The following is a 24,963-nucleotide window of genomic DNA, read 5'->3' as shown; positions in this document are numbered from 1 at the left end:
TATGAATAAGAATATTTCACAGATAAAATTAAATAAAGACAAGGTTGGCTTCTTTCGATATAAGCAATTCGGGAAAGATTATCTCATTACCAATGATGTGGGGCAGTATAGTTGGCTGTCAACTCAAGATTTCCAGAGCTTCGTTGGGGGTAAATTAAAACCAACTAGTAAATTGTATAAGGAATTAGCCAGTAAGAACTTTTTAAAAGAAAACGAAAATGTGGATAGCTTAATCAATAGCTATCGTAATCGTAATGCTTTTCTGTTTGATGGCCCCTCTCTTCATATCGTAGTGGTAACCCTAAGATGCAACTATAACTGCATCTATTGTCAGGCTAGTTCCAAGGGAATGGAGGCAAAAGGATACGATATGGATGCCAAAACGGCCAAAGCAGTGGTGGATACTATTTTTGCCTCTCCTAATCCTAATATTACTATAGAGTTCCAGGGAGGGGAGCCATTAGTAAATTGGCCTGTTATAAAAACGATTGTTGAATATGCCGAAAAGAAGAATATTAAGGTCAAAAAGAAGCTCTTTATTAGTTTGGTGAGCAATTTGAGCAGGATGGATGATGAAAAATATGCCTATATAATTAAACACCATATTTCTGTTTGTACCTCCTTGGACGGGCCAGAAGAATTGCATAATTTTAATCGACCATTTGTTGGCGGAAACAGCTATCAAGCTACCACTAATTGGATAGCTAAGTTTAAAAAAGCAGAGGCTAAAGATAAGTCTTTATATAGATTAGGAGCTCTGGTAACTATTTCTCATAAATCTTTAAAATATCCTAAAGAGATTGTTGATGAATACAGAAAGTGGGGTTTTGTTGGTATTCATTTAAGACCGTTGAGTCTTTTAGGGCTTTCTGGTAACCCCCAAAATCCTATAGGCTACTCTGTAGACGAGTTTTTAGACTTCTGGAAAAAATCCATGGATTATATCATTAACCTGAATCTTAAAGGGCATTTTTTCTACGAGAGAGAAAGCATAATTATGCTAAGAAAGATTTTTACGGATTTAGATCCAAATTTCCTGGACCTGAGGTCTCCTTGTGGTGCCGGCATTGGACAAATGTTGTATAATTATAATGGTCTAGTTTATACTTGTGATGAGGCCAGAATGTTGGGAGAGGATACGTTTGTTTTAGGTGACGTAAATAAAAATGGTTATAAGGAAATAATTGCCAATCCCAATCTGAGAGCAGTATGCCAAGCCTCTATTTTGGAAAATTCCCAATGCGACTATTGCGTCTATAAGCCTTATTGCGGGCTGTGTCCTGTTTTAAATTATTCCCTGTATAACAGTCTTTTCCCGCCTAACGCTAATAACTATCGCTGCCGTTTGAATACAGGTATGTTGGATTATTTATTTAAAAAAATGGAGAACCCTAAGGTGAAAGAAGTTTTTAAAAATTGGTTAGGGATAAAAAAGAGCAAATAATACGTTTCATGGACAAACTACCAAAAATTAAAAAGAATCTAAAAGCTTTTTTAACCAGCGAAGAAGGTAAGATTACTAAAAAAAATGCCTTCAAACTCGGCTTAGCCCTAACAATGGCTGGAGCGGCTTTGGGTAACCAAGTGGCTAGGGCCGACCACACTAGCCAGTTTACTAATATTTCTGGGAGGGGAGAACATATATCCAATGCTACTACACCACCTTCAACTGGCGCTCACGTTAGCCAATTTAGTGATGTTGCTGGCAAGGGGCAGCATTCTTCCCATTCCTCCCATTCGTCCCATGGCTCCCATTCCTCCCATTCCTCCCATTCGTCCCATTCTTCCCATTCTTCCCATTCTTCTCATGGTTCCCACAGTTCCCATGGCTCTCATAGCTCCCACGGCTCTCATTCTTCTCATGGTTCTCACAGCTCACATGGTTCTCACTCCTCTCATTCCTCCCATTCATCTCATAGCTCCCACGGTTCCCACAGCTCACATGGTTCTCACTCCTCTCACTCCTCTCACTCTTCTCATTCTTCTCATAGCTCCCACGGTTCCCATGGTTCCCATGCTTCACATGTGTCTCATAGTAATTGCTGCTGTGGAACAACGGGATACACCTATGCTGGTTCCTAAATTTAGTTATATGTTAATAGAGATAGTAGATTTAAAAAAAACGACATTTTTTAGTCAGGTATTAGAAAATAAGGAATTAGTGAAACTAATACCTGATTTTGGTTATAGTATTAATAATACTTTGGTTACTTTGTTTGCATCTAAAACCCAGATCATTTTGGGTTCTTTTATACTGGGTAAAGTCTTTAAACTACAATATAAAGATTATAGAAAATACATTGAGAATTTTTCCTCGCAATCTTTCATACCGCAACTGCTAATTGATTTGCAAATTGTTACTTTGGAGATAAAGCATCCAAGAGTTTTTCAGCCAAATACTTATTTCACTAATTTACAGCTAAACTTGACCCCTAATTGTAATTTAAGGTGTCGTTATTGTTATGCCCTGTCTGGCAGAAAACCTGATCACCAAGTGATGACTTTCGAAATAGCGAGGAAGGCTATTGATTATGTTTCTCAGTATTGTGGAGATTCTCTTAATTTAAAATTTGTTGGAGAGGGTGAGTCCACAACTGAGTTTATATTGTTAAAAAGGGTCGTTAATTATGCTAAACGGAAAATCGGTCAGGTTACTATTAATCCGCTATCAACCAATGGCATTATTTCTAAGCAAGTAGCAGATTGGCTAATCAAGAATGTTAAACATATTCAAATTTCTTGTGATGGCCCGGCCTTTATTCAAAATAAATATAGACCGCTTGCGAACGGTATGCCATCAAGCCAAATAGTGGAAAACACGGTGAAATATCTTATTAAAAAACAAAAGGATTTTGTTGTGCGGGCGACAATGACAGCCGATCTTTTTGGTAATGAAACCCAAATTGTTAACTACTTTTGGCAATTAGGCGTCAAAAATCTGGCTTTTGGGCCATTAGAAGAGGTGGGGGCTGCCAAGGCAATGATAAAACAATTAGAATTGAAACAAACGACTAAACTAAGTAACCTAGAATCGTTATTTCAAGAATTTAAAAAGTTAATGGAGCTACAAAATGAATTGGGAATGGATGTTACTGTTTTAAATTTTAAAGCAATAGGTTCTACAGTTACTTGTTCTATCTATACTAAATCTAATTTAGTTATTGACCCACACGGTAATGCTTCGGCTTGTGATAGACATAATGATACTAGCGATTTTATTAAATATCCTTTCATGCAAGATTTTATAGTGGGGGGGTATAATTCTAAAACCAAAGCATTTAAAATTGATTTAGCTAAGGTAGATGGCTTGAAGGACAAAATCGAACACCAGATGAACGTTAATGGTTGTAATGATTGCTCTCTGCTGAGAGCTTGCTCCACGATTTGCTTATATGCTCAAGGTCACAAGAGTGGCACGATTGACCCAATAATTCCTCTCTGTGGGTCAATAGAAAAAATATCGCCCACGATTACTTTGAAATATTTTTCTGAAAGGTATCTGATTAATAAAAAACCATGCTTGCAAATAAAAAACGGCAGATTATTCTTTTCTCTTTTGTATACTGATTTTGAATTGGCTGTTAGCAATGGTGGGAAGAATTTAAAGAAAAATCCTTATATTATAATTAAGGACGTTGAACACTTAAGCGCATTGGCTGCAAAAATTATAAATTATAAAAATAAGCATAAAGACTTGGTAATGGTTTTAATTAACTTCCAGATCACCACGGCTTTATTAAATAAAAATACGGCGAACTCCATTACTATTTTTCTAGATGCCTTACAAAAGAATAAAGTGTGCTATAGAGTCACAGAACCATTACCAAAGATTTTATTCGGACAAAAATATTTAGAGGTATGCCAAACCTACTCTTTGCCAGTGAGCTACAAGGATTGTTTAGAACTATACAGGCTAAAAGGGGAAAGAGTCTATTTTGCGCGTAATCAAATTGGTAAACGAAACTTTAGTGAATATCAAGACCGGGAAGACATTTATAAAGATTTTCTGTCTTCGCGATAAAGCATAGAGTTAAAACGAATTTACTGTCCCATCTTATCGATAGCTAGCTTTAAGCTGGCTATTTTTGCTAATAATAATGTCGGGACAGGTTGTGTTAAGCCTGCGGATAATTTTTCTGCGAAGTTTATGTTTTTTTGAGCGTTAGTATGATCTCCTAGTTCTAAATAGATGGCAGCTAAATTATAGTAAGGGGAGGTCGCTAATGGGTTGGTAAGGTTATCTGGTATAATTGACAATTCAGTGTTAAAAGTATCTAGAGCATTCTTGTACTCTCGTTTTGTCATGAATTCCATTCCCAGGGAATCATAAGCTAAAAAATTATTGGCATCAATACCAAGAGCTGTTTGGAAATAAGCAATTGCGCTGGCAGAATCATGCAGATAGTTATAATCTCGACCAATTAAGTAATAGATATTAGATTTTTTAGACGCTGACAAGGAATCATCCTTAAGAGCAAATTGCAACTTATTGATGGAATCCCGGTACTGTCCTAAATGGAATAGTATTTCACCTAAATAATAGGCGCTATTACTGGACTTAGGAAATTTCTTCTCGTACTTTAGAGCGACTTTATAGGCTTGAGAAAAATCATCCTTACCTGATAAAGTCTCTATAGTTTTTATATATTGAGTTTGGGTGAGCTTGATTGATGGTAAAGGAAGCTCGGTTTTAGTGATTAAAAAAAAGGTTGTAATTGCTAAAACAATGGGTATTAGCCATAAAAGCTTGGATAATTTTTTGTGCAAATTAGGTATTGTTAACATCATGTCTCGCGCATATTAATCAGTGAATAATAGCATATTATATGATATAATAGCTCCGTTTAATAGGCAAGCAACTCGAGGAATATTTTATGAATTATTATCATTTGAATCTAGGAAATACCTGTAATCAAAAATGTGGGTTTTGTTTGGTTAATGGAGGAAAAGGATATATGCTCTCGTTTAAAGAAGCGCGGGAAAAACTCCAGAGGGCAAGGAGACAAGAGGCGATTTTCTTAGGTATAGATGGGGGCGAGCCTACAATTGCGCCATATTTCCCGGAACTCATAGAAGAAAGTTTCCTTTTGGGTTTCAAAAAGATTGCCATAAAAACAAATGGTACTGGTTTTAGCCATTATCACTTAGCTAGAAAAAGCTTGGCAAGGCAGAAAGAAAATATTACAATTTACCTCTCTCTGCATGGTCCATCTGCTGAAATTCATGATAAACTAGTAAGTGAGAGGGGTGGGTTTGGCAGAGCCTTAAAGGCAATCCAAAACTTGAATAAATTAGGGGTTAGGGTTATTTGTAATTTAGTGGTTTGTTCGTCAAATTTTTTATACCTTAAAGAATATATTGGCCTACTTAATCGATTGCATATCCAAGAAACTATTTTTTTGTTCATTATTCCAAAAGGTCGTGCTTTAAAACATAGTTATCTCATCCCAAGGATAGAAGACACGCTTCCATTTATTAAGCAGGCTATCGATTATGCAAATAACCTAGGGATAAAAGTTTCACTTACTTTCTATCCCTTTTGCATATTGGGTAAATATAAAAATAAAACGGTAGAATATCATATCAAGACCGATCTCAATTCTTTCGACCAACTATATCGGGATAAATATTTTGCTAGGGAGTGCCAGGATTGCTTGTATGCAAAAAATTGTCCTAGAGTTTGGAAGAAGTACATAAAATTTTATCCTTTTGTTTTCGCCCCAAATTATAAGTGATGTACTGTTTCTGATGACAAAAATCAATGTATTAATTATATAAAGCATGAACAGATTAGACCTAAAAGTAGGTTTTCAGTGTAATAATCGTTGTTTTTTCTGCATTCAGGGCGATAAAAGATTTAGTTGCCCCAACAAAACAGACAATGAAATAAAAACAATTTTAAAGCGTATGCGCAAAAACCATGAGGGGGTGGTTTTTACAGGCGGTGAGCCCACTGTGAGACCTGAGCTAATTAATTGGGTTTCTTATGCTAAAGAATTCGGTTATAAAGTGATTCAAATCCAAAGTAATGGAAGAATGTTTTATTATAAAAAATATTGTAAAGACATCGTGAAAGCGGGGGCCAATGAATTCGCTCTCGCCGTACATGGTTCCTGTAAGGGAATTCATGAAGGCTTAACACAGGCTCCCGGGAGTTTTTTGGAAGTAACTACTGGTATCAAAAATTTGAAAGCACTAAATCAATATGTCCTCACCAATAGTGTTGTGACCGCTATGAATTACCAAGATTTGCCTCAATTAGCCAAGCTCTTAATAAAACTTAAAGTCGATCAGTTCCAATTTGCCTTTATGCATATTAACAGTATTATTATGCGTGACCCAAAGTTGGTAAATAAAATTGTCCCCCGTTACAACAAAGTAATGTCCTACATTAAAAAAGGCATTGATATAGGGTCAAAAGCAGGAGCTAAGGTAATGGTAGAGGCTGTTCCTTATTGTTTCATGAAAAATTATGAAAAATATATTTCTGAGCAATATATCCCCTTTACTAGTGTAATTGACGATAAAATAGAATTGGCTGATTATGGAGCGTATAGAAAGAATAGCGGCAAGGCTAAGGGGCCACAATGTAAAAATTGCTCTCAGAATAAGATCTGTGAGGGGCCCTGGTGTGAATATCCAGCCCTTTTCGGCTGGGAAGAGTTTAAACCAATAAAATAGAAATGATAGTAAAAAAAGAAATTAAAAAGCAAAAAGTTCCCAATGAACAAGTTTTTTTGATAATTGCCGGATTGTCCTGCAATAGCAATTGCATTATGTGTTCTGTTCGCTCTTCAAATCAAAATTTGATGGATGGCAGCAAAAAACAAATAATAAGAGATTTAATCAAGGGAAGAAAAGCAGGCTATACGAGAATGGAATTTACTGGCGGTGAACCAACGATAAGGCCAGACCTTTGCTACCTGGTACAACAAGCCAAGAATTTGGGATATGAAAATATAGGCATAAGCACTAATGGAGTACTATTGAGCGACAAAATATTTTGTCAGAAACTTGTGCAGGCTGGTTTGACAAATATTACATTCTCCCTACATGCTCATAATAAAAAACTTTACGAAGCCATTTCTCGTGACCCTGGCGCTTTTTCACAAACTATAACCGGAATCAAAAATGCTCTAGCCTATAAGCAATTAACCGTAAGTGTGGTCACAGTTGTTTTAGGGTTAAACTATCGGTATTTATTTAAAATAGGAAATTTTATTCATTCTTTGGGTGTGTCTATCTGGGCCCTTACCGACCTGCTTCCAAACAAAAATACCGGTAATTATAAAGACTTGTGTGTTAAAAGAATCGATCTAGCTATGACCCTAGAAAGTTTACAGCCCCTATTGAATAAATTCCAAACAGTTATTTTTTATGCCTTTTCTCCCTGCCTTTTTACTCCTGCTATATTGGCAATGTCACCTCGTGTTAGCTTTGTCACCGCACAACAAAAACTAGGGGTGGAAAAACCCATAAGGTATGGCAAAGAGAGACGGAAGAAAAGTGTACGTAACACCGATACGAATGCTATTGGCCAAGAGAAGATAAAGATATGCCAAACCTGCATATTCTCTAAAAAATGCGCTGGTGTATGGGAAGACTATCTTTCTTTGTTTGGAGATAAAGAAATTAAACAATTAGCAAACAAACACAACTGTTTAAAATAGTCTTATTTGTATATTACTATTCTTACCCCTAGCGGTTTAAATATTAATTTTAACATATGGTAAAGAATTACTCTGATCATACATTCTCAAACAATCAAGTCTTTCTGATAATGACGGGCTTCAGTTGCAATAATAATTGTGTTATGTGCAGTGTTAGACCAAAGGGTGTACATTTTACTCCAAGAAGTAGAATAGACATTTTAAAAGATTTAAAAGAAGGGCAGAGGCTCAAATTTGAACGGGCAGAGTTTACTGGGGGAGAACCTACCATAAGAGAAGACCTCTTGGAGCTAGTAAGTGAAGCCACAAAACTTGGTTATAGAGAAATAGCTCTTAGTACTAATGGTAGGGCTTTAAGTTCACTTCAATATCTGAAGTCCTTAAAAAAGAATGGCTTAAACAGAGTAACTATAACTTTATATTCAGGAGAATCTAAGGTACATGACAGCATTACCCGAGTACCAGGCAGTTTTGAACAAACAGTCCAAGGAATTAAAAATTCTTTATCTTTGGGAATTGTAACTACTATCAATACAGCAGTGTTTAACAGAACGATAAATGGCCTTAAAAAAACAGGGGAATTTTTAGTTTCTCTAGGGGCTAAATACTGGACATTGCTGGACCTTATTCCAGATGGTTATGCTTTAACGAATTATAAAATCTTGTCAGTCAATCCCCAGAAATTACGGAAAATTTTTGCCTCCCTCTATACTACTTTAAAAAAATTCGAAGTAGTAAATTTTTTTGATTTTGCCTATTGTTTATTCCCAGAGAAACTGTTAAATCAATCCAATATGAATATTATCGCAGCCAAAGGTAGAGCAGAGGCTATTCATCAGGTGGGGTATAACCCCAAACGTTTCCAAAAAGAGGATAGCGTTTATTATGATATTCACAAAACTAGAGGCGCTCAATGTCAAAATTGCGCTTACGAGAAAGAGTGCGGTGGGATCTGGACACTTTACAAGCAACTGTATGGTGGAACTGCTTTTAAATCGTTCGAAAGCAAGATTATAAGACAATAATATGCTGACGCAAATTATAGATAAACTTTTTTTCCATTCCTCAGTTATCTATCCCTGGAGCTTACAACTCATGATAATGATAATAATGTTTGCTATTGGCATGGGCTGGTTAGCAATTATCATTAAAAAAAGCATGTTTTTAGGCAAACAGATTAAGAAACCAATTTTAATCATTCTAATCTGCTTAACGTTATGTTTTTTTGTAATTAATCTTAATTTTAATTCTTTTAGAGCCGCCGACGAAGAGTGGGGATCTATCTATCGGGCAAAAACTATATTGGGGGGCAACAAAGTAACTTATTCTAATGAGCATACAGGTATAGTATTTCCTATAATAATGGCAGGCCTCTTGAAAGTAAGCAATTTTAATTATCCAGCAATAAGGATTTTTAACATTCTCTTGGGAAGTTTAAGCTTATGGCTTATTTTTGGTTGCTCCCGAACTTTATTTGACAATGATACAGCTGGCCTTTTTAGTGTGATTATTTACATACTAACCCCTTGGTCATATCGTTACACTGGTGTATTATTCGGTTTACCAACTTTAGTACATTTTTTATCTCTTTTGTGTTTGTTAACAATCCTTTTGGCTTTTAAATATCACGAACTATCTCTACATCTTCTTGCTTTAAGCTCACTGATGGTTCTTAACCAGACCAAAATGGAGTATTTCTTTTATTATCTTATCTATCTGATTATATTCTGTATCGTTAAAGAATGGAAAAATTTTTCTAAAAAACAAATAGTTTTGTTTTCTATTATCGCAGTAATGCTACTAATTCCACCAATAATAAAAGCGAATTTGTTTAAGATTTCCTTTTCAAGAAATCCTGGTTGGTGTGGTTTTCCCTCTCAAACAACGAATGATGTCTATGCCAATAATTCTTTTGTACTTTTAGTAAATAAGCTTTTAAAACCTTTGGTTAATACGAGGATTAGCCTAAGCTATTTTTTAGGTGATTTACCGGTTTTTGTTAAATTTTGGAGTCAAAATGATCTTATTTTACCGGTACTACTGGCCATTATTGGTATATTTTTGATTTCCGGAGATTACACACACAAGAAATTACAATTTTTTTTACCCATAATCTTTTTTGCCTCCCTGGCGCTTGGTTATTGTTTTGATTGTGGCTGGTATGAGGCTAGACACGCTATATCTGCTTATGGGTTTCTGGTTATTTATGCAGGATATTGCTTATATTGGTTTTGGGCAATGGGGCAGCAGAAACAGGCAATAATAAAGTTTTTAAGCAAGGGTTTAATTATTTATTTATTAACATTCCAGATGTGTATTTGTATATGCAGCCTGAATAATTACCGAAGTGAAATCACCTCATTTCCCTCATGGTTTAATTCTTATGCCATTGATAGTAGACTCTTATCAGGATTCACTGACAAGCAATCCCTTATTGTTACTTTATCCAATACAGATAGAAATATTTTATTGTGTTTGGGGTATAAAGCAATAAGCGTTACCGATTTTATTAACAGCAATACCCAATTGACAAATGCGCAGTTATCAGCGGATACTATTTTAAACTCAAGTGATATTAAAAACGAACCGAAGGTATATTTTCTAAAATCTTTTGATTGTGATAATAACAATATATTTAAAAATATTTGCCAATTAGTGGTCCAGAAAAGGTCACGAATCGAAAAGGAACTTTATCTTCCAAATGAAAGTTACATGATTCAACTGCTTGTGTTGAGAAATAAGATAATTAATGGTACGACAGAATAAATATCAAATTAAGAATATGCTAGACTCGAGTCCTTATTTATACGTTGGTTATTACTGCAACAACAATTGCATATTTTGTAGTGAGGCTGATGAATATCTAAAAACGTTGAAGCAGAAAAGCTTAGAAGAAATAGAAAAAGAAGCACAACTAATTAGACGGCATTATGATTTTATCAACATCATGGGAAGAGAACCAACCATTCGTCCAGATTTTTTGGAAATTCTTAAGCTAGTAGAAAAGCTTAAATTTCACCAAGTTGGTTTTACTACCAACGGAAGGCTTTTAAGCCAACCGTCTTTCGCTAAAGCCGTCCTTAATACGGGAGTAAACCAAATAGGTATTTCTTTGAGTGGAGCTACACCGGCTGTACACGATTTTCAAGTAAAGGTCGTAGGGGCTTATGGTCAAACAATAGCTGGGATAAAAAATGTGCTGAAGTACAAAAAACCAGACGTAAGCATACTGGTTAACCTACCTGTGAACAAATTAAATTATAAAAGTTTGGGGGCTAGTTTAAAACTGTTAACTGGGTTAGGAGTAAAAGAAATAAATATTTTAAATATTGCGCCTTTAAGCTATCGATCGTCTAGTAAAAAAATCATTTTACCCATGTTAAAAGCTGGGGCATATGTTTTTGATACTATAAAAAATGGTGGCTATTTGGATAAAAAAGACCTAAAAATTCTTTTGGTGGAATTCCCTCCCTGTAGTTTACCAGTAGAGGCTCGACAATATTTTTTTCCATGTTTAGAAAAGAATAATAGAAAAGTAAGAATTCCTTTATGTGCCAAATGCCCCTACAAACAATCTTGCGATGGTATATTGGATAGTTATCTTCAACTTTATGGTAATAAAGAATTCAAATTATGACAACCGTAGATTCACAGTTAAAAAAAGCGGCAATTATAATTCCTAAAACTCACATTGTTTTGCAAGAATTTCTTGCCCTAATGGCCGGAATCAAGCCGGTAATTAATTGCGGCATTTCAGAAGAGGATATTCAATTGATCCGAAGTAATTTTCCTAATTTATATATTGTTTCTGGTGAGCAAACACTTTGGCACAGACGGATAGAAATATCTTCAATATCGTACAACAAACTTTTGGCACAAAGGACATTAAATGCATTTTGCGGCAAAGGAGATACCCCTGATGTAATGGGCAAATTGCTTGGATACCCTAAGTGTTGCACTGAAAGTTGGGTAAAGTATATTCATGCAGATCAACAACACAATGCGCCTCTCGTGACCTATGAGGCTTATAAAACTGCCTATAAATGTAGCCCCTTTGCTAATAATTTGCTTAACTTTTCGTCAAGAGTCGGGGACAATGAAGTTAAGGATTTTGAAAAATGTGGTCCACTGAACATGCGTCTTTCCATCCCATTTCATTATTTTCAGTTTATTTCTCACGTTCCGTGTCGTTATGATTGCCAAGAAAGCATTAAAATGGGTAAAGAAATAGACTTTTTAATGAAACGATATACTCCAGATATAGAGCGGGTGGTAAAAGCGACCTTATCTAAACCAATTCTATTCTTTGACCTCTTTAAATTAGCAGTTTTAGATGGTCGTGTTAAAAATAAAGCTGTATATTATCAAAAAATATCTCTACCATTCTTTCTCCTAGATAAACCAATATTTAAAGCCTTGAAAAGCGGCAACAAACTTACGGCTAATGATAAACAAGTAGAAATTTTTAAAGATGATAGGTCTCTATTTGTTTATAAAAAACAGAATATTATGGATGGGTTTATATTGGATTTCGGAGAAAAATAAACGAATTGCCATACTCAATTCTATTGACCTTCATTAATATATGACCGCAAAAACATTAATTAAAAAAACTGTTTTAAATTTGAACACAAAACCAGTGTCTAATTTACAAGGAGAAACATCGATTTATATTCAAACAAACTCTAATTGCAATCAAAAATGCATTTTTTGCAATCGTCCCCCAAAGAATTCTTATAATAATTCTTTCCAGACCAGCTTAGTAAAAATAAAAAAGAAAATTAGCATATTAGCGAATGATCCAACCTGTAAAAGGATTATTTTTACAGGAGGCGAACCACTGCTGTATTTACACCTCTTAGAAGTTATTCATTATGCTAAAGGATGTCATTTTATTGTTGAAATCCAAACTAACGGGACCTTGTTGTCCTTGAATAAATTAAAAGATCTCAAAAAAGCTGGATTAGATATTATTAATTTTGCTTGTCACAGCCATAAAAAAAATATTAGCAATCAATTAAGAGGTGTAGATTTCGGGTATGAAAGTATTATTCAAAACATTAAATTTGCTAATAAAGTTGGCTTTGATATACACATCATCCATGTAGTTAATCAGTTAAATTATCAGGATATACCGGGGTTTATTGATTTTGTTCATGATTTGCATATCAAAAAATTAACTCTTAATTTAAGTATAGTTGTTCCCGATGGTTGGGCGTGGGAAAACCAATGGATAATACCACGCTTAAGCGATATCAAGCCTTATTTACAAAAGGCTATGAGGAAATGCGTTGATTACAATATTCCCTTTGATGTATCAGAAGTTGTGCCCCTTTGCATCATGCAAGGATTTGAAACTCACACTATTTCTACCACTTTCAAAATCAAAAATACAAAAATAACCGATGATTATCTAACCGGCAAAAGAGACCTAAATTTTTCTGAGTTAGATTCGGCTAGGGCTATAAAAGCACCTCAATGTCAAAGGTGCAGTGTAAATGAAATCTGCGCAGGTTTTTATCCAAGAATGAAAGAATTATATGGTGTTAAGGATTTTAAACCACGGAAAGATAATCCACAGAAGCTTCTTAAAAAATTTGGCCAATAAACATGGATAAGTTTATTCAAAAAATAACTAAAAACAAAAAAGTCGAATTATCTGTCCACAAAGAAAGGAGGAGTCCGACAGTAATTTATATAAACCCGGATGAGAAGTGTAATGAAGATTGTGTTTTTTGTGTCGTCAAGGGACAAAATAACGGTGTTTTTGGGTCCATGAATATCACAAAAGCGCAAAAAACCATTTCTGATTTTGTTAAAAATGGGGGGGAAGGGATTGTTTTTACTGGTGGGGAACCAACACTAAGAGATGACCTCCCCAAAATAATTCGCTATGCCGAAAAATTTAAAGGTATTCAAAGTATCTGCATTATTACGAATGGTGTACGCTTAAGCGATAAAAAATATTTTAACGATTTATTAAAAGCTGATTTTAGAAATATTTTAAATTTTAGCGTTTCCTTGCACTCACATAAAGAAAATATTTCTGAGCAGTTAACTCGTTTGCCGAATTCATTTAATAGAACAATTAATGGAATCAAGAATATTATTGCTCACGGGCGTTCTTTAACTATCTATCAAGTAATTACCACCAAGAACTATAAAAATTTGTACGCATTTGCGCGATTTCTATCTACCAACTTCCCTAAAATTAAAATTATAAATTTAGCCTATCCTTTTCCACAGGGAAATGCCGTTGATAATGATTGGCTCTTTCCCAAGATTAGTGATCTTAGGCCGCATCTAATAAAAACGTTACGATTTTTTGAAAAGAAAGGTTACAAAATAATCATTGCTAGCTGTGGGCAATTTCCTTTGTGTGCCATTCCAGGATTTGAAGAAGCGGTAATTTCTAGTCTTAATTCTAGCGAAGAAAAAACTTTTGGCGTCATCGGAAATAAAGCTTATCACGATTTTGAAATGGCGGGTGATGAGTTTCAACAATTATATAAAAATAAAGATAAATTGTGTCGAAAATGTATTTTTAATAATGTATGTCAGGGTTTTTGGAAGAAATATATAGAATTATTTAATTTTGATGGTATTCGTCCTGTAACTGCATTAAATTTTAAGGGTAATAAAATAAAAAGTAATTTACAAAATAATAAAGAATTGGATTATATAATAAAAAACTTGAATCCTCATAAAGTTAATTTAATTCAAGTTGGCAAGTTTACTCAAACGCTATTAGAAAGTCTGGTTTTAGATGCTAGACAAAATAAAATTTTAGTAATAATTATTGATAGGAACAAGCAGATACTCTATTCCTAGTAAAAAAGTCTATTTAATAGCCAGCAAAATCATCCGTATTTTATAAGGAAACTTTTGTTGGGAATTAGATTAAATCGATAAAAAATGCTAAGCTGATGGCATTTAGATAAAAGTTAATGCTTTAAAATGGTTTTGACCTCAACTCAAAAACGAATGTTAGATAAAGTCTATCCGAATGTTCAAAAAATAGTTGAGTTATCTCATCTATCTGGAGCAGAAATTTTAATGACGGTAATGGGTAGCAAACCGGCGATGGCGGATGCTATTTTTTTGGATACCAAGTTACAAAAAAATCTTAAAGATATTGCCAATTATGCCAAAAAGGCTGGTTTGGTATTGGCGACTTCAAAATACAAATATATTGTAAACAGCCCTCAAGGTATTTTTAAAGAGATTGCTATTAATGATCCACGTCCCGGAAAGATCATTCTAGCCCTAGCCCCAACTAAAGATAAAGCTAGAAAAGGAGCTGATTATTATCACGCTAAAATGATTGATGGAAGATTTGGTTACAAATTTGGTAAATTGATGGGATATCCTGAATGCTGCTTACAATTTGGAAATTATTTACAGAATTTGGATGGCGACATAAATAATTTTGGATTTAAAAATCCAGCTATAGAATCGTTGAAACGTTCAAAACATTTTGATTGGCATCTAAATGTTTTTACTGTGTCTCTTTTGCCTCATTATCCTTGCAGTTTCACTTGTCCTCGCAGCATAGATTATGTTAAGAAGGTGTTTTTATACATGGATTATGTAGATAAAGCACAAAGCTCTTTTTTACAAGATTATTTAAAAAATCCCATTTCTCTTTATTGGACTTGTGCTGACAGAATTTTGCTTTATGGAGATTTGAAAAGAACCGGATTAATGACCGGAGAAGTAAAATATACTAGAATAGAGCCTATGCTTACTTCCGGTACTTTCTATCAAGAAGTCGATGAAAACAAACTAACAGAGTGGCATAAAATAGAAAAATTTCTTAAAGAAGGAAATCGGCTGGTAGTAACTGATAAAAAATGTAGTGTCTATAAAGATAAAGAATGCTTGCTTACTATTAATAAAGCTAATAAGTATGTGCCAGTTTTAGTAAAACCAGATAGATAACGAACAAATTTGAGAAATAAAACAATGTTGAGCCCAAATTTTAATAATAGATGGTTTTAGCTAAATCACAACAGCAAAAATTAAAACAAGCTTATCCGGTCATTAGTAAGCTATGTATGCTTTTTGGTTTTTCAGAGATAGAATTAATGATGACGGTTCTAGGTTATAAACCGGCGATGTCAGATGAGATGGTTTTTACTCATAAGCTTGAGAAAAATATAAACAAAATTAAAGATTATGCTAGACAAATTGACTTATATTTGGCTACCTCTAAGTGCAAATACATAGTAAACAGTCCTCTAGGGATTTTTCAAGAAATACCTCTTAGCGATTCCCGTGAAGGAGACATAATCTTGGCATTGGCTCCGACTATGGACAGGGCTCGTAAAGGCGCAGATTATTATCACGCTAAAATGATTGATGGCAGATATGGCTACAAATTTGGTAAATTGATGGGGTACCCAGAATGTTGTTTGCGATTTGGAAATTATTTGCAAAATGTGCAAGGAAATCCCAACAATTTTGGGTTTAAAAATCCAGCCATAGAATCTTTAAAACGCTCTAAACATTTTGACTGGCATTTAAATGTTTTTACCGTGTCTCTTTTGCCATATTATCCCTGCAATCTTACTTGTAAGAAAAGTATAACCTATGTTGATGAAATTTTCGCTTGCCTCGATTATATAGATAAAAAAAGAAGCTCCTTATTTAAAGATTGCAAAAAACAAGCAGCTTCTTTATACTGGACTCTTATGGATAAGATTTTCCTTTGGGGGTCGTTCAAACGATACACCATGGGAACAGGAGAAATTAAATACAATAAAATTGAATCGAAGATTTATTCAGATACTTATTATCAAAAAGTAGACAAAAAGCTTATTAACCAATGGAGAGATATTGCAGAAATTCTTTCCAAGGGGAACAAACTTGTCGTCACAGATAATTTATTGACAATTTATTTTAATAAGAAAAAGCTTTTTGAAACTAAAAAAGAGAATAAGTATGTGCCAGTTTTAGTAAAACCAGATAGATAAAATCAAATGGAAAAGATAAAGAAAACAGTTATTTTCGTAGGCTACACATGCAATAATAAATGCATTTTTTGCATTAATTATGACAAAAGAAAAATTCCAGCCATTCCCTACAATTCACTTAAACGCGAAATGATTTCAGCCAAGGAAAGGGGGAGTACTTATTTAGAGCTAATAGGAGGGGAAACCACTATCAGGCCAGATATTTTAAACATCATTAGATTCGCCAAAAGTTTGGGATTTGAAACGATTATGATAGCTACCAATGGTAGAATGCTCGCTTATCCCGAATTTGCCGAAGCTATCATTCAAGCAGGTCTCAATAGTATTGTTTTTTCCATCCATGGGCATACTGCCAAATTACACGATGTGCTTACAGATACGCCAGGAAGTTTTAAACAATTAACGCAAGGAGTGAGAAATGTCCAAAAAATTATAAAAAAATCTGGACTGAAAATTAGTTTAGGAACCAATACCACTATAGTTAAACAAAATTATAAATATTTGCCACAAATAGGCGAGTATATAAGAAAATTGGGCCTGAAAAACGCGGAATTTATATTTGTTGACCCCACCTATGGTGGAGCGCATGACCAATTTGCTAAATTAGTGCCCAAGATTTCTGTTATAGCCCCCTATGTGCATAAATGTTTAGATATTGGGAAAAAATATAAAATACCCCATTGGCATATTCGTTATGTTCCCCTGTGTTATTTCCAAGATTATTTAAATCAGATTAGCGAGCTTCTGGAGATACAAATTTACAGCAATAGTGAACACATAGCGCCCGATTTCTATGATGACAATGCTATCAAGGGACGACAAGAAGTGGGCAGGATTAAACCCAAGATATGCCGAGGTTGTAAGTTGTATAATATTTGTGAGGGGATTTGGCCTGACTATATAAAACACTATGGTACTTCCGAGCTAAAACCTATTACGAAATAAAATTTATCTATTAAAATATTTTAAACATCATATTTATATGACTAAAAACACAAATACCAATAAAGAAGCTGCCGAGAAAGAATACATCATTACCTATCAGAGCGAAGAGCACTATGAAGTTTTGGGTTATGTAAAAGCCTCTTCTCTGGCCGAAGCTAAGATTCTCGCTGAGAAAAAATTACAAGATGAAGCCCAATATTACAATGTTACAGAAGCGGAAATAGATGAAATTGCAGAACATGATACTATGACTTTTAATATAGTGGAGTCTTAGCTATGCCAGATATTGCCATTTGGAACCAATGCAACAACCATTGCACGATGTGTACTAATCCTAAGGATTATCAACTCGAAAATAATAGCTCTGAATATTCGTGCAAAAATATTATTAATCGCTGGACCAATACCAAATTAAAGAGAGGGGAAGCGATTTGTTTAACTGGCGGGGAACCAACTATCCATCCAGATTTTTTTGAGATACTCCACTGGTTTAGCAAGCAATATCCTAAAAATATTATAGCGATGGCATCTAATGGCAGGCTTTTTTATTATGAAGCCTTTACTCGCAAAGTTTTAAGAACTAATAATTTAGTTTTAGAGATTGCCATTCATGGCTATAACGCCAAAACACATGATGCGGTCACGAGGGTCAAGGGGAGTTTCGAACAAACAATAAAAGGGATTCACAATATTTTGCGATATAAGAATGATTCCCAATTCCTAGAAATTCGAATTATAATTACTAAATTAACTTATAAGAATCTAGATAAGATTTTAGAATTCCTGACCGAAGAGTTTGATGTTAGTCTAATCAGAGATGTAGTGCTGGTTTTTATGGAAATGGAAGGCCAAGCTCAAGACAATTTCAAGTTAGTGGGATTACGTTATGACCAGATTAATTGGAAGGTTTACCAAATAGCTGAAAAATGGAGCAAATCATTCAATGATTTTCGCCTTTATCATTTTCCTCTTTGTACCTTGCTACCAACACTATGGCCACATGCTTGGCGAACCCTTAGGGGAGAGGAAGTCACTTTTGTAAAAGCTTGCAATAACTGCCGTGTAAAAAAATATTGCATGGGAATACATCGTGACTATTTAAAATTGATAGGAGAAAAAGAGTTCCATCCCGTAAAAAACATTAAAGTACGACCCAGCGATTTTGAGTATAGACCGGTAAAAGAAGCGCATCAATTATAATGATAATTCCACAACACATCTTAAGTCTTTTTTTTCTCCTGCCCCTGTTTCTTGTTGGGGGTATGGCTAGTTATAGCGATATAAAATATGGCAAAATAAAAAATCGCCATATTTTATTCGGATTGGTCTACGTCTTGGGATTATATTTATTTTTGTTTGTTTATGGTTGGAGTTTTCTTAGGCAATCTACTAATTTAACCTATTTAGGAGAATTGCTGGCCAATGCCACAATAGCCATCATTTTTGGTTATATTTTATGGTATTTCAATTTATGGGCAGCTGGAGACGCTAAGTTATTTTTGCTTTATGCTTTGCTTGTCCCATTGGAAATTTACGGGAAAGATTACATTTCTTTTTTTCCTTCAGCTTCACTTTTGATAGACACCTTTTTTCTTATTTGCTTGTTTTTTTTGGTAACTATACTAATTAAGGAAATCCATTTGCTGGCGGATTGGTTAAAAAAACATAAATTATTTTCCAGGAACGCATGGATTGTGATTTTTAATTTTTTTAAGCCTACAAAAATTAGCGCCAAAAGTGTAGGAAAGTTGATATGGAAAGTTCTGAAGCTGCCGTTGGTATATGTCAGTTTCTTAGTTTTTTTAGAGGGCTTAGAAACCATGGCACCCTTAACCCTGCGGACCATCATGGCCAAACCCCTAAATCTGTATTTATTAATTTTGGGGTTACAGCTATTAGTTTTTAGACCTTTTTCCAAAAACAAATATTTTGTGCCCGTGATGATGGGTTTAGGTGTATTGGGGTCAATAATTTTATGTTTGCACCATTCCAATCCGTTGTTATCTATCTTGAGACCCTCTATTTTGTTTATGGTTTTCTTTAACCTAATAATACAATTTGTCTATTCCTATATAGAGAAACACGAGACCCTTACCATTACGCCTACCCAGTTGTGTCCAGGCATGGTTTTAACAGCTGACTGTGTGACGCAAATAAAAAGTAAACTACAAACATCCGGTATAGAGATAACTAGTTCAGATGGTCTTAGCGAATTGCAGGTTGCAAACATTAAGGCATTTTGCCAAACAAATCCTGAGGTTACTTTTAATATATATAAAACAATTCCTTATGCGCCTTTTATGTTCGCGGCTTTTCTTGGCGCCCTCATTGTCCGTGGGTCTATTTTATCTCAGGTGCTTAAGAGCCTACATTTGCAAAATTAATTTTAGTTAAATCTTAAAACTTTTACTAAAGCGAACCCTTTTGGTATAATATTCTTGAAATATTTAAACCAATAATATGAAAAAAAATAAAATTTTAGTCGTATTGATAGTAATTATTTTGTTAGGTACTACTGGCTTAGTTATCGTGAGAGAGAGGTCAAGCTATAAAAAAAGTGTTACGACCGCAAATAATAGCCCCTCTCCCACAAATAATATGGGTTTACCGGAAAATGAGCAAGGACAACCTCTCTATCTGATAGATGGTCAAGTGAAGCAAGTTATAAGCGCGAACCCTTTCCAAATGATTGTGAGTGTGAGACTAAGCCATATTTTTAAAAACCCAACGCAAGAAGCGATTGACAAGGAAATACTGACCACAAAAGAAACTGCGTTTTTATTGCAAGACCTTTCTACCAAGACAAGTTCAGATTTAGAAGATCCGAATGCTTTGAAAGCTGGTGACCAAGTGGCTATTTGGACAAAAGAACCAGGTAGCGATATTTTAAATTTGGAAAAACTAACGGCTACAAAGATTATTAAATTTATTAACTAAGGCTTATGTTTAAAGGGAATAAATACCTAGTTATCACAATTGTTTTATCGGGGATCATAATAATTTTATCCGTTAATTTATTGGTCTCTATGGGTAATCGTAATCATTACTCAGCTGTTTACTTGGATAATGGGGAAATATATTTTGGGAAATTGCGCTATTTTCCTAGTTTACATTTAACTAATGTTTATTTTCTGCAAAAAAATTATAATGCGCTAACAGCCAGCCTTTCCCCTTACATGTTAGCCAAACTCACCAATTCTATTTGGGGGGCTGAAGATAAGTTAAGTTTGAATAGGGACAAAATTGTTTGGATTAATCAGCTTGGTAATAATAGCGAACTGGCCAGGGCAATGGAAAATCCGGCGGCTTATGCCATACCGACCACAAGCACGACTTTAGAGGCGCAATAAAAACATTTTGCAAAAACAGGTTTAAATTATATAAGGCACTAAAGAAGCCCTTGCTAAGGGGCTTTTTTAGATGTAAAATTAGATATAAGTTTATCAATTAAAAAGTTTATCAAGTTTATAAAGCGGACTTTTGTAATTTGGATTTACTTTATGAACTTTATAAATTTGATGAACCAATATCCATGCTTTTTCATTACAAAGCTATAGACGCTCAGCAGAACATTAAGGAGGGTGATTATGAGGCTCCAGACACTTCTACTGTTTTGGGCTACATTTCTTCGCAAGGAATGATTCCTATAGCAATAAAGGAGATTGTCAAAAGGAAGGGGCTTAATATTTCTTTGGGCAAAGAAAAAATTAGCCTTAAAGATAAGGTATTTTTGATGAAATACCTTTCTTTGATGTTACAGGTTGGTACAGATTTATTTAGAGCCATAGACATCTTAATTACCGATTCCACGGAAGGTCCAGTAAGGAGATTCCTTCTAGAAGTAAGGGGTAATTTGGAGAAGGGGAAACCCTTTTATACTAGTTTTGAGGCGCACCCCGAATACTTTAGCTTAGTGGTTACTAATTTAATTAAGGCGGGGGAATCTTCCGGCCAATTGAGCCAAACCCTGGCGAAAATCTCTGTAGATTTGGAAGGGGAATCTGAATTGGTATCCAAGGTAAAATCAGCCCTAACTTACCCTATTATCCTTATTATTGGCGCCGCGGCGGTCACAATTTTTATGGCCATGTTCATTTTGCCCAAAATAGGTAAAGTATTTGAAAACACCACGGCTAAAATTCCAACCTATACGAGAATTGTATTAGGGGCTTCCAACTTTTTAAATCAATACGCATATATTTGCTTACCCTTGTTTATTATAATTCCAGTTGGTCTCTTCTTATATTTTTCTAAAACCAGTAAAGGGAAAAAGGCTTTCGGTAACTTCTTAGATAAAATTCCTGTGGCTCGGCATTTGCAAGAAAATTTAGCTTTGCAAAGATTCACTTCCGTGCTTTCCAGTTTAATTAAATCTGGGATGCCAATCATTCGAGCATTAGAAATTACAGCCAAGGCTACTGGTTACGAAAAATATACCGAAGCTTTATTAAATATTAGCAGGAATATAAGCACCAAAGGCCTGTCTATAGGCGATGCTTTCAAGCAAGAAGGGGTTTTTGGTGGAGTCCTGTCTAATTTAATTGCCGTAGGCGAAAAGGCTGGGCATACTGGCGATATTCTAGAGACTTTAGCTAATTTCTATAAAACCGAAGCAGAATCATCTTTAAAAATGCTGGTTTCTTTTATAGAACCAGTTCTTTTGGTATTTATAGGATTGATTGTTGGCGTTCTGGCTTTGTCCATTATTGTTCCTATGTATCAATTGGTAGGACAGTTCTAGCAAACAAATTAATTAGGAGATGAAAATTGTAAATTAGGAGCAGGCGGGTGTTGAGTTACTAATTAATTAATAGTATAAAAGATTTTAATTTTAAATTAATGCTAGCGCTATTGTCTAATCAATCCGATAAAATTAATAACTTGTGGGAACTTATTATCCTTAGTATTTTTAAAGAATATGAAAACTAGGTCAAAACCATTGGGCTCTAAATATGCGTCATCGCGGTTAGGTTTTACTATAATTGAGCTCTTGATTGTGATGGGTATTACGGCGGTTTTAGCTACTTTAGGTGGGGCAACTTATTATAATGCCGTCAAAAAAGACCAGTTGGAGTCAAGCGCTAAAGAAATAGTAGCTCGTTTGGAGAAGGCAAAGACTAAGGCAGTTAATCAGGAACAAGGGGATTATTGGGGGGTTCATTTTGAAGCCAATGCCAATTCTAATTATTCTAGTTATGCTATTTTTAAGGGAGTAGCAGCTAGAAGCGATAATTTATCGGATCAGAAATTTTTAGGCAATGGAGTTAATTTTCTTTCTCCCGACCCTAATGGCATCACAACGATGGATGTTGTTTTTAATAAATCTACAGGAACAATCAAGGACAATGCGGACTATTTGATCAGTTTGAGCGATGGGGGAAGCAATACGGTTAGTATCTATGTTAAAAAAGACGGTCTTATTAGCTTAGGCACCCCCGCCGTTTTGCAGTTACTGGGAGTCCCTGCGCAATCTTCGCCTTCGGATGGAGTAGTTTTGGGGATGGTGAGCACTCAAACATTATCATGGGCGAGCGTAAGTGGAGCCCAAAAGTATAGATTGCAAGTGGCCAATGATATTAATTTTAATTCCCTGTTCTATGATGGCACAATCGCTAACACTTCCTATCTGGTAACCGGTTTACAGCCGTATGTGACCTATTACTGGAGAGTAAACGCTTATAATCCAGCCAATGGAAGTTCTCTGTGGTCTGCTACAAGGACTTTTGCTACTACCACTACACCAACAGCTCCAAGGTCTTTTGCTATTGCGGCAGGAGATGCTCAAAATACTTTAACCTGGCTTATTCCTACAACCACTGGTGGTCCCGCTATTACAAATTATAAAATTCACTGGGGGACTACTACGGGCAGCTATCCTAATGTTATTAGTGTCGGGAATGTTACCAATTATATTCATACCGGGCTCACTAACGGAACTACTTATTATTATAAAATTGCGGCAGTAAACGCTTTAGGAGAAGGGACTTTAACATCTGAGGCCAGCGCTACTCCACAAGCGCTTCCTATTCCCGGAACGCCGGTATTAGCAACTATATATAATAATTATATAGGTTCGCCTTTTAGTATTTCTATTCCTTTTACAAGCCAGTTAACAATCACTGGATGCCAATATTCTATTGACGGCGGAACAACTTGGACTTCGGCCAATGTTTCGGGGGCTTTGCCTAATTTTAATTGCGCTATTCAAAATGTTACGGCTACAAATGGCGCGAGTCTATCGATTGGAATGAGAGCTACTACTAGCGGGGGAACTAGTACGCCTACTTATACCACAAAAACAGTAGACTCCATAGGTCCTACAGTTTCTGATAGTTGGACAAACAATTGGACGGCTACTTCTCCTGTTGTCGTAAATCTTACTTCTGTTGATAATCAATATTTAAACAATGCCCAATTTTCTGATATAAATTCTAGTTACAATCCTGGATGGGATACGAGTCTAAATTTAACTTATGCTCCTTCTACTGGATTTGCTTCTGGTTATAATGGGGGAGTTTCTTCGCCTGCGATAGGCTACCACGCTCATATAAATCCTACTGCTGGTATAGACGGAACCCCTTGTTTTGAATATATTGATAAGAATTGTACATATGGATTTTGCCATCGCTGGCTAGGGACATCCTATAGTTTAGGCACAGCGGCTAGTCGTAATTGGAGCGCGGGTACGCAAATCACGGTTACAATGGACGGTAAAGTTGATGCTACTGGAAAACCAGTTTCCTTTGGATTGTATTATACCAATCTAGGTGGTACTACTAGTTTTCTTAGCGGTCAACCACAGCAGACTTTCTCTGCTATTAATATATGGGAAACCAAGACTTACACTTTTACTCTTGTAGGCGATATAGATGTAAGCAAAGGAATTTCTTTATACATTTATGGGCAGTATGGTTCGGAAGGAACTTTATGGATAGATAATGTAAAATTATTTACCGCTGGTTCAGGGGTCGCTACTACTAAGTATTGTGTGGATACAGCTAATACTTGTGTACCAGCTTCAGGTACAATAGGGACCTCCACTTCTGTTACCTGTGGGGCAGGCACTGTCTGTACTCAGTATGTGCGTTATGCTTCTTGGGATAACATTGGCAACGCTGGAAATATTTATTCTAAACCAGTAAGACAAGATTCACAGTTGCCGACTAACCCTACTTTAACTGCTACTGGCGGAGCTTCACAGGTAGTTCTAAATTGGACGGCTGCTACAGATGCTGGTTCTGGCCTTAATACTACTACACCTTACAAGGTTGTCTTTGCTACAGGCGCTACTGCTCCTGCAAATTGTTCTTCTGGCACCGTAATTTATTCTGGTACTGCCATTACCTATACTCACACCGGATTAACCAATGGCA

General features: G+C 35.3%; 22 protein-coding genes. 21 read left to right on the top strand and 1 reads right to left on the bottom strand.

The window, feature by feature from the left end; translation table 11 throughout:
• Position 1: 1 nt before the first annotated feature.
• Positions 2-1,444, top strand: coding sequence for a His-Xaa-Ser system radical SAM maturase HxsB (gene hxsB / locus PK547_00195; GenBank protein ID HPR91153.1), 1,443 nt, complete (start codon positions 2-4; stop codon positions 1,442-1,444).
• Between the two features lie 204 nt (positions 1,445-1,648).
• Positions 1,649-4,021: a radical SAM protein gene (locus PK547_00190; GenBank protein HPR91152.1), complete on the top strand. Its 2,373-nt coding sequence runs from the start codon at positions 1,649-1,651 to the stop codon at positions 4,019-4,021.
• Between the two features lie 20 nt (positions 4,022-4,041).
• On the opposite strand, the gene PK547_00185 is transcribed toward PK547_00190, so the two are convergent.
• Positions 4,042-4,788 (bottom strand): hypothetical protein, encoded by a 747-nt coding sequence (locus PK547_00185; GenBank protein ID HPR91151.1) that lies wholly within the window; start codon positions 4,786-4,788, stop codon positions 4,042-4,044.
• Positions 4,789-4,874: 86 nt separating this feature from the next.
• On the opposite strand from PK547_00185, the gene PK547_00180 reads away from it, so the two are divergent.
• The 19 genes from PK547_00180 to PK547_00090 form a co-directional block, all read left to right on the top strand.
• A complete protein-coding gene (locus PK547_00180; GenBank protein HPR91150.1) occupies positions 4,875-5,735 on the top strand; it encodes a radical SAM protein in 861 nt (286 codons plus the stop codon).
• A 46-nt stretch (positions 5,736-5,781) separates the two neighbouring features.
• Complete coding sequence (locus PK547_00175) at positions 5,782-6,681, top strand: radical SAM protein (protein HPR91149.1); 900 nt, start codon at positions 5,782-5,784, stop codon at positions 6,679-6,681.
• Between the two features lie 2 nt (positions 6,682-6,683).
• Positions 6,684-7,670, top strand: coding sequence for a radical SAM protein (locus PK547_00170; protein HPR91148.1), 987 nt, complete (start codon positions 6,684-6,686; stop codon positions 7,668-7,670).
• Between the two features lie 110 nt (positions 7,671-7,780).
• A complete protein-coding gene (locus PK547_00165; protein ID HPR91147.1) occupies positions 7,781-8,695 on the top strand; it encodes a radical SAM protein in 915 nt (304 codons plus the stop codon).
• Position 8,696: 1 nt separating this feature from the next.
• Positions 8,697-10,436 (top strand): glycosyltransferase family 39 protein, encoded by a 1,740-nt coding sequence (locus PK547_00160; protein HPR91146.1) that lies wholly within the window; start codon positions 8,697-8,699, stop codon positions 10,434-10,436.
• A 16-nt stretch (positions 10,437-10,452) separates the two neighbouring features.
• Positions 10,453-11,307 (top strand): radical SAM protein, encoded by an 855-nt coding sequence (locus PK547_00155; GenBank protein HPR91145.1) that lies wholly within the window; start codon positions 10,453-10,455, stop codon positions 11,305-11,307.
• Positions 11,304-12,215 carry a hypothetical protein gene (locus PK547_00150; GenBank protein ID HPR91144.1) on the top strand — a complete coding sequence of 304 codons (912 nt, stop codon included), beginning with the start codon at positions 11,304-11,306 and terminating at the stop codon, positions 12,213-12,215. The genes PK547_00155 and PK547_00150 overlap by 4 nt, the downstream gene beginning before the upstream one ends.
• Before the next feature lie 40 nt (positions 12,216-12,255).
• Entirely contained in the window at positions 12,256-13,278 is a 1,023-nt protein-coding gene (locus PK547_00145; protein HPR91143.1) for a radical SAM protein, read from the top strand.
• 2 nt (positions 13,279-13,280) lie between these two features.
• Positions 13,281-14,501, top strand: coding sequence for a radical SAM protein (locus tag PK547_00140; GenBank protein HPR91142.1), 1,221 nt, complete (start codon positions 13,281-13,283; stop codon positions 14,499-14,501).
• 126 nt (positions 14,502-14,627) lie between these two features.
• On the top strand, positions 14,628-15,611 hold the full coding sequence (locus PK547_00135) for a hypothetical protein (protein ID HPR91141.1): 984 nt from the start codon (positions 14,628-14,630) through the stop codon (positions 15,609-15,611).
• 50 nt (positions 15,612-15,661) lie between these two features.
• Positions 15,662-16,645 carry a hypothetical protein gene (locus tag PK547_00130; protein HPR91140.1) on the top strand — a complete coding sequence of 328 codons (984 nt, stop codon included), beginning with the start codon at positions 15,662-15,664 and terminating at the stop codon, positions 16,643-16,645.
• Positions 16,646-16,651: 6 nt separating this feature from the next.
• Positions 16,652-17,590: a radical SAM protein gene (locus PK547_00125; GenBank protein HPR91139.1), complete on the top strand. Its 939-nt coding sequence runs from the start codon at positions 16,652-16,654 to the stop codon at positions 17,588-17,590.
• A 37-nt stretch (positions 17,591-17,627) separates the two neighbouring features.
• A complete protein-coding gene (locus tag PK547_00120; GenBank protein ID HPR91138.1) occupies positions 17,628-17,864 on the top strand; it encodes a hypothetical protein in 237 nt (78 codons plus the stop codon).
• Positions 17,865-17,866: 2 nt separating this feature from the next.
• Positions 17,867-18,790 carry a radical SAM protein gene (locus PK547_00115; GenBank protein HPR91137.1) on the top strand — a complete coding sequence of 308 codons (924 nt, stop codon included), beginning with the start codon at positions 17,867-17,869 and terminating at the stop codon, positions 18,788-18,790.
• Between the two features lie 62 nt (positions 18,791-18,852).
• Positions 18,853-19,974 carry a hypothetical protein gene (locus PK547_00110; GenBank protein HPR91136.1) on the top strand — a complete coding sequence of 374 codons (1,122 nt, stop codon included), beginning with the start codon at positions 18,853-18,855 and terminating at the stop codon, positions 19,972-19,974.
• 76 nt (positions 19,975-20,050) lie between these two features.
• On the top strand, positions 20,051-20,527 hold the full coding sequence (locus PK547_00105; protein HPR91135.1) for a hypothetical protein: 477 nt from the start codon (positions 20,051-20,053) through the stop codon (positions 20,525-20,527).
• 5 nt (positions 20,528-20,532) lie between these two features.
• Entirely contained in the window at positions 20,533-20,940 is a 408-nt protein-coding gene (locus tag PK547_00100) for a hypothetical protein (protein ID HPR91134.1), read from the top strand.
• Positions 20,941-21,077: 137 nt separating this feature from the next.
• Positions 21,078-22,331: a type II secretion system F family protein gene (locus PK547_00095; protein ID HPR91133.1), complete on the top strand. Its 1,254-nt coding sequence runs from the start codon at positions 21,078-21,080 to the stop codon at positions 22,329-22,331.
• 177 nt (positions 22,332-22,508) lie between these two features.
• A partial coding sequence (locus tag PK547_00090) for a fibronectin type III domain-containing protein (GenBank protein ID HPR91132.1) occupies positions 22,509-24,963 on the top strand: 2,455 nt, incomplete at its 3' end.

Source organism: Candidatus Paceibacterota bacterium (genome assembly GCA_035404205.1).
GTDB lineage: Bacteria > Patescibacteriota > Minisyncoccia > UBA6257 > JAVHQB01 > JAVHQB01.
Note: the sequence above shows the minus strand (reverse complement) of the source record. Positions and strands in the feature narration are given on the sequence as shown.

Coding starts and splice junctions, on each gene's coding strand:
- hxsB (HPR91153.1), top strand. CDS start 2: ATGAATAAGAATATTTCACAGATAAAATTAAATAAAGACAAGGTTGGC.
- PK547_00190 (HPR91152.1), top strand. CDS start 1,649: ATGCTACTACACCACCTTCAACTGGCGCTCACGTTAGCCAATTTAGTG.
- PK547_00185 (HPR91151.1), bottom strand. CDS start 4,788: ATGATGTTAACAATACCTAATTTGCACAAAAAATTATCCAAGCTTTTA.
- PK547_00180 (HPR91150.1), top strand. CDS start 4,875: ATGAATTATTATCATTTGAATCTAGGAAATACCTGTAATCAAAAATGT.
- PK547_00175 (HPR91149.1), top strand. CDS start 5,782: ATGAACAGATTAGACCTAAAAGTAGGTTTTCAGTGTAATAATCGTTGT.
- PK547_00170 (HPR91148.1), top strand. CDS start 6,684: ATGATAGTAAAAAAAGAAATTAAAAAGCAAAAAGTTCCCAATGAACAA.
- PK547_00165 (HPR91147.1), top strand. CDS start 7,781: ATGACGGGCTTCAGTTGCAATAATAATTGTGTTATGTGCAGTGTTAGA.
- PK547_00160 (HPR91146.1), top strand. CDS start 8,697: ATGCTGACGCAAATTATAGATAAACTTTTTTTCCATTCCTCAGTTATC.
- PK547_00155 (HPR91145.1), top strand. CDS start 10,453: ATGCTAGACTCGAGTCCTTATTTATACGTTGGTTATTACTGCAACAAC.
- PK547_00150 (HPR91144.1), top strand. CDS start 11,304: ATGACAACCGTAGATTCACAGTTAAAAAAAGCGGCAATTATAATTCCT.
- PK547_00145 (HPR91143.1), top strand. CDS start 12,256: ATGACCGCAAAAACATTAATTAAAAAAACTGTTTTAAATTTGAACACA.
- PK547_00140 (HPR91142.1), top strand. CDS start 13,281: ATGGATAAGTTTATTCAAAAAATAACTAAAAACAAAAAAGTCGAATTA.
- PK547_00135 (HPR91141.1), top strand. CDS start 14,628: ATGGTTTTGACCTCAACTCAAAAACGAATGTTAGATAAAGTCTATCCG.
- PK547_00130 (HPR91140.1), top strand. CDS start 15,662: ATGGTTTTAGCTAAATCACAACAGCAAAAATTAAAACAAGCTTATCCG.
- PK547_00125 (HPR91139.1), top strand. CDS start 16,652: ATGGAAAAGATAAAGAAAACAGTTATTTTCGTAGGCTACACATGCAAT.
- PK547_00120 (HPR91138.1), top strand. CDS start 17,628: ATGACTAAAAACACAAATACCAATAAAGAAGCTGCCGAGAAAGAATAC.
- PK547_00115 (HPR91137.1), top strand. CDS start 17,867: ATGCCAGATATTGCCATTTGGAACCAATGCAACAACCATTGCACGATG.
- PK547_00110 (HPR91136.1), top strand. CDS start 18,853: ATGGCTAGTTATAGCGATATAAAATATGGCAAAATAAAAAATCGCCAT.
- PK547_00105 (HPR91135.1), top strand. CDS start 20,051: ATGAAAAAAAATAAAATTTTAGTCGTATTGATAGTAATTATTTTGTTA.
- PK547_00100 (HPR91134.1), top strand. CDS start 20,533: ATGTTTAAAGGGAATAAATACCTAGTTATCACAATTGTTTTATCGGGG.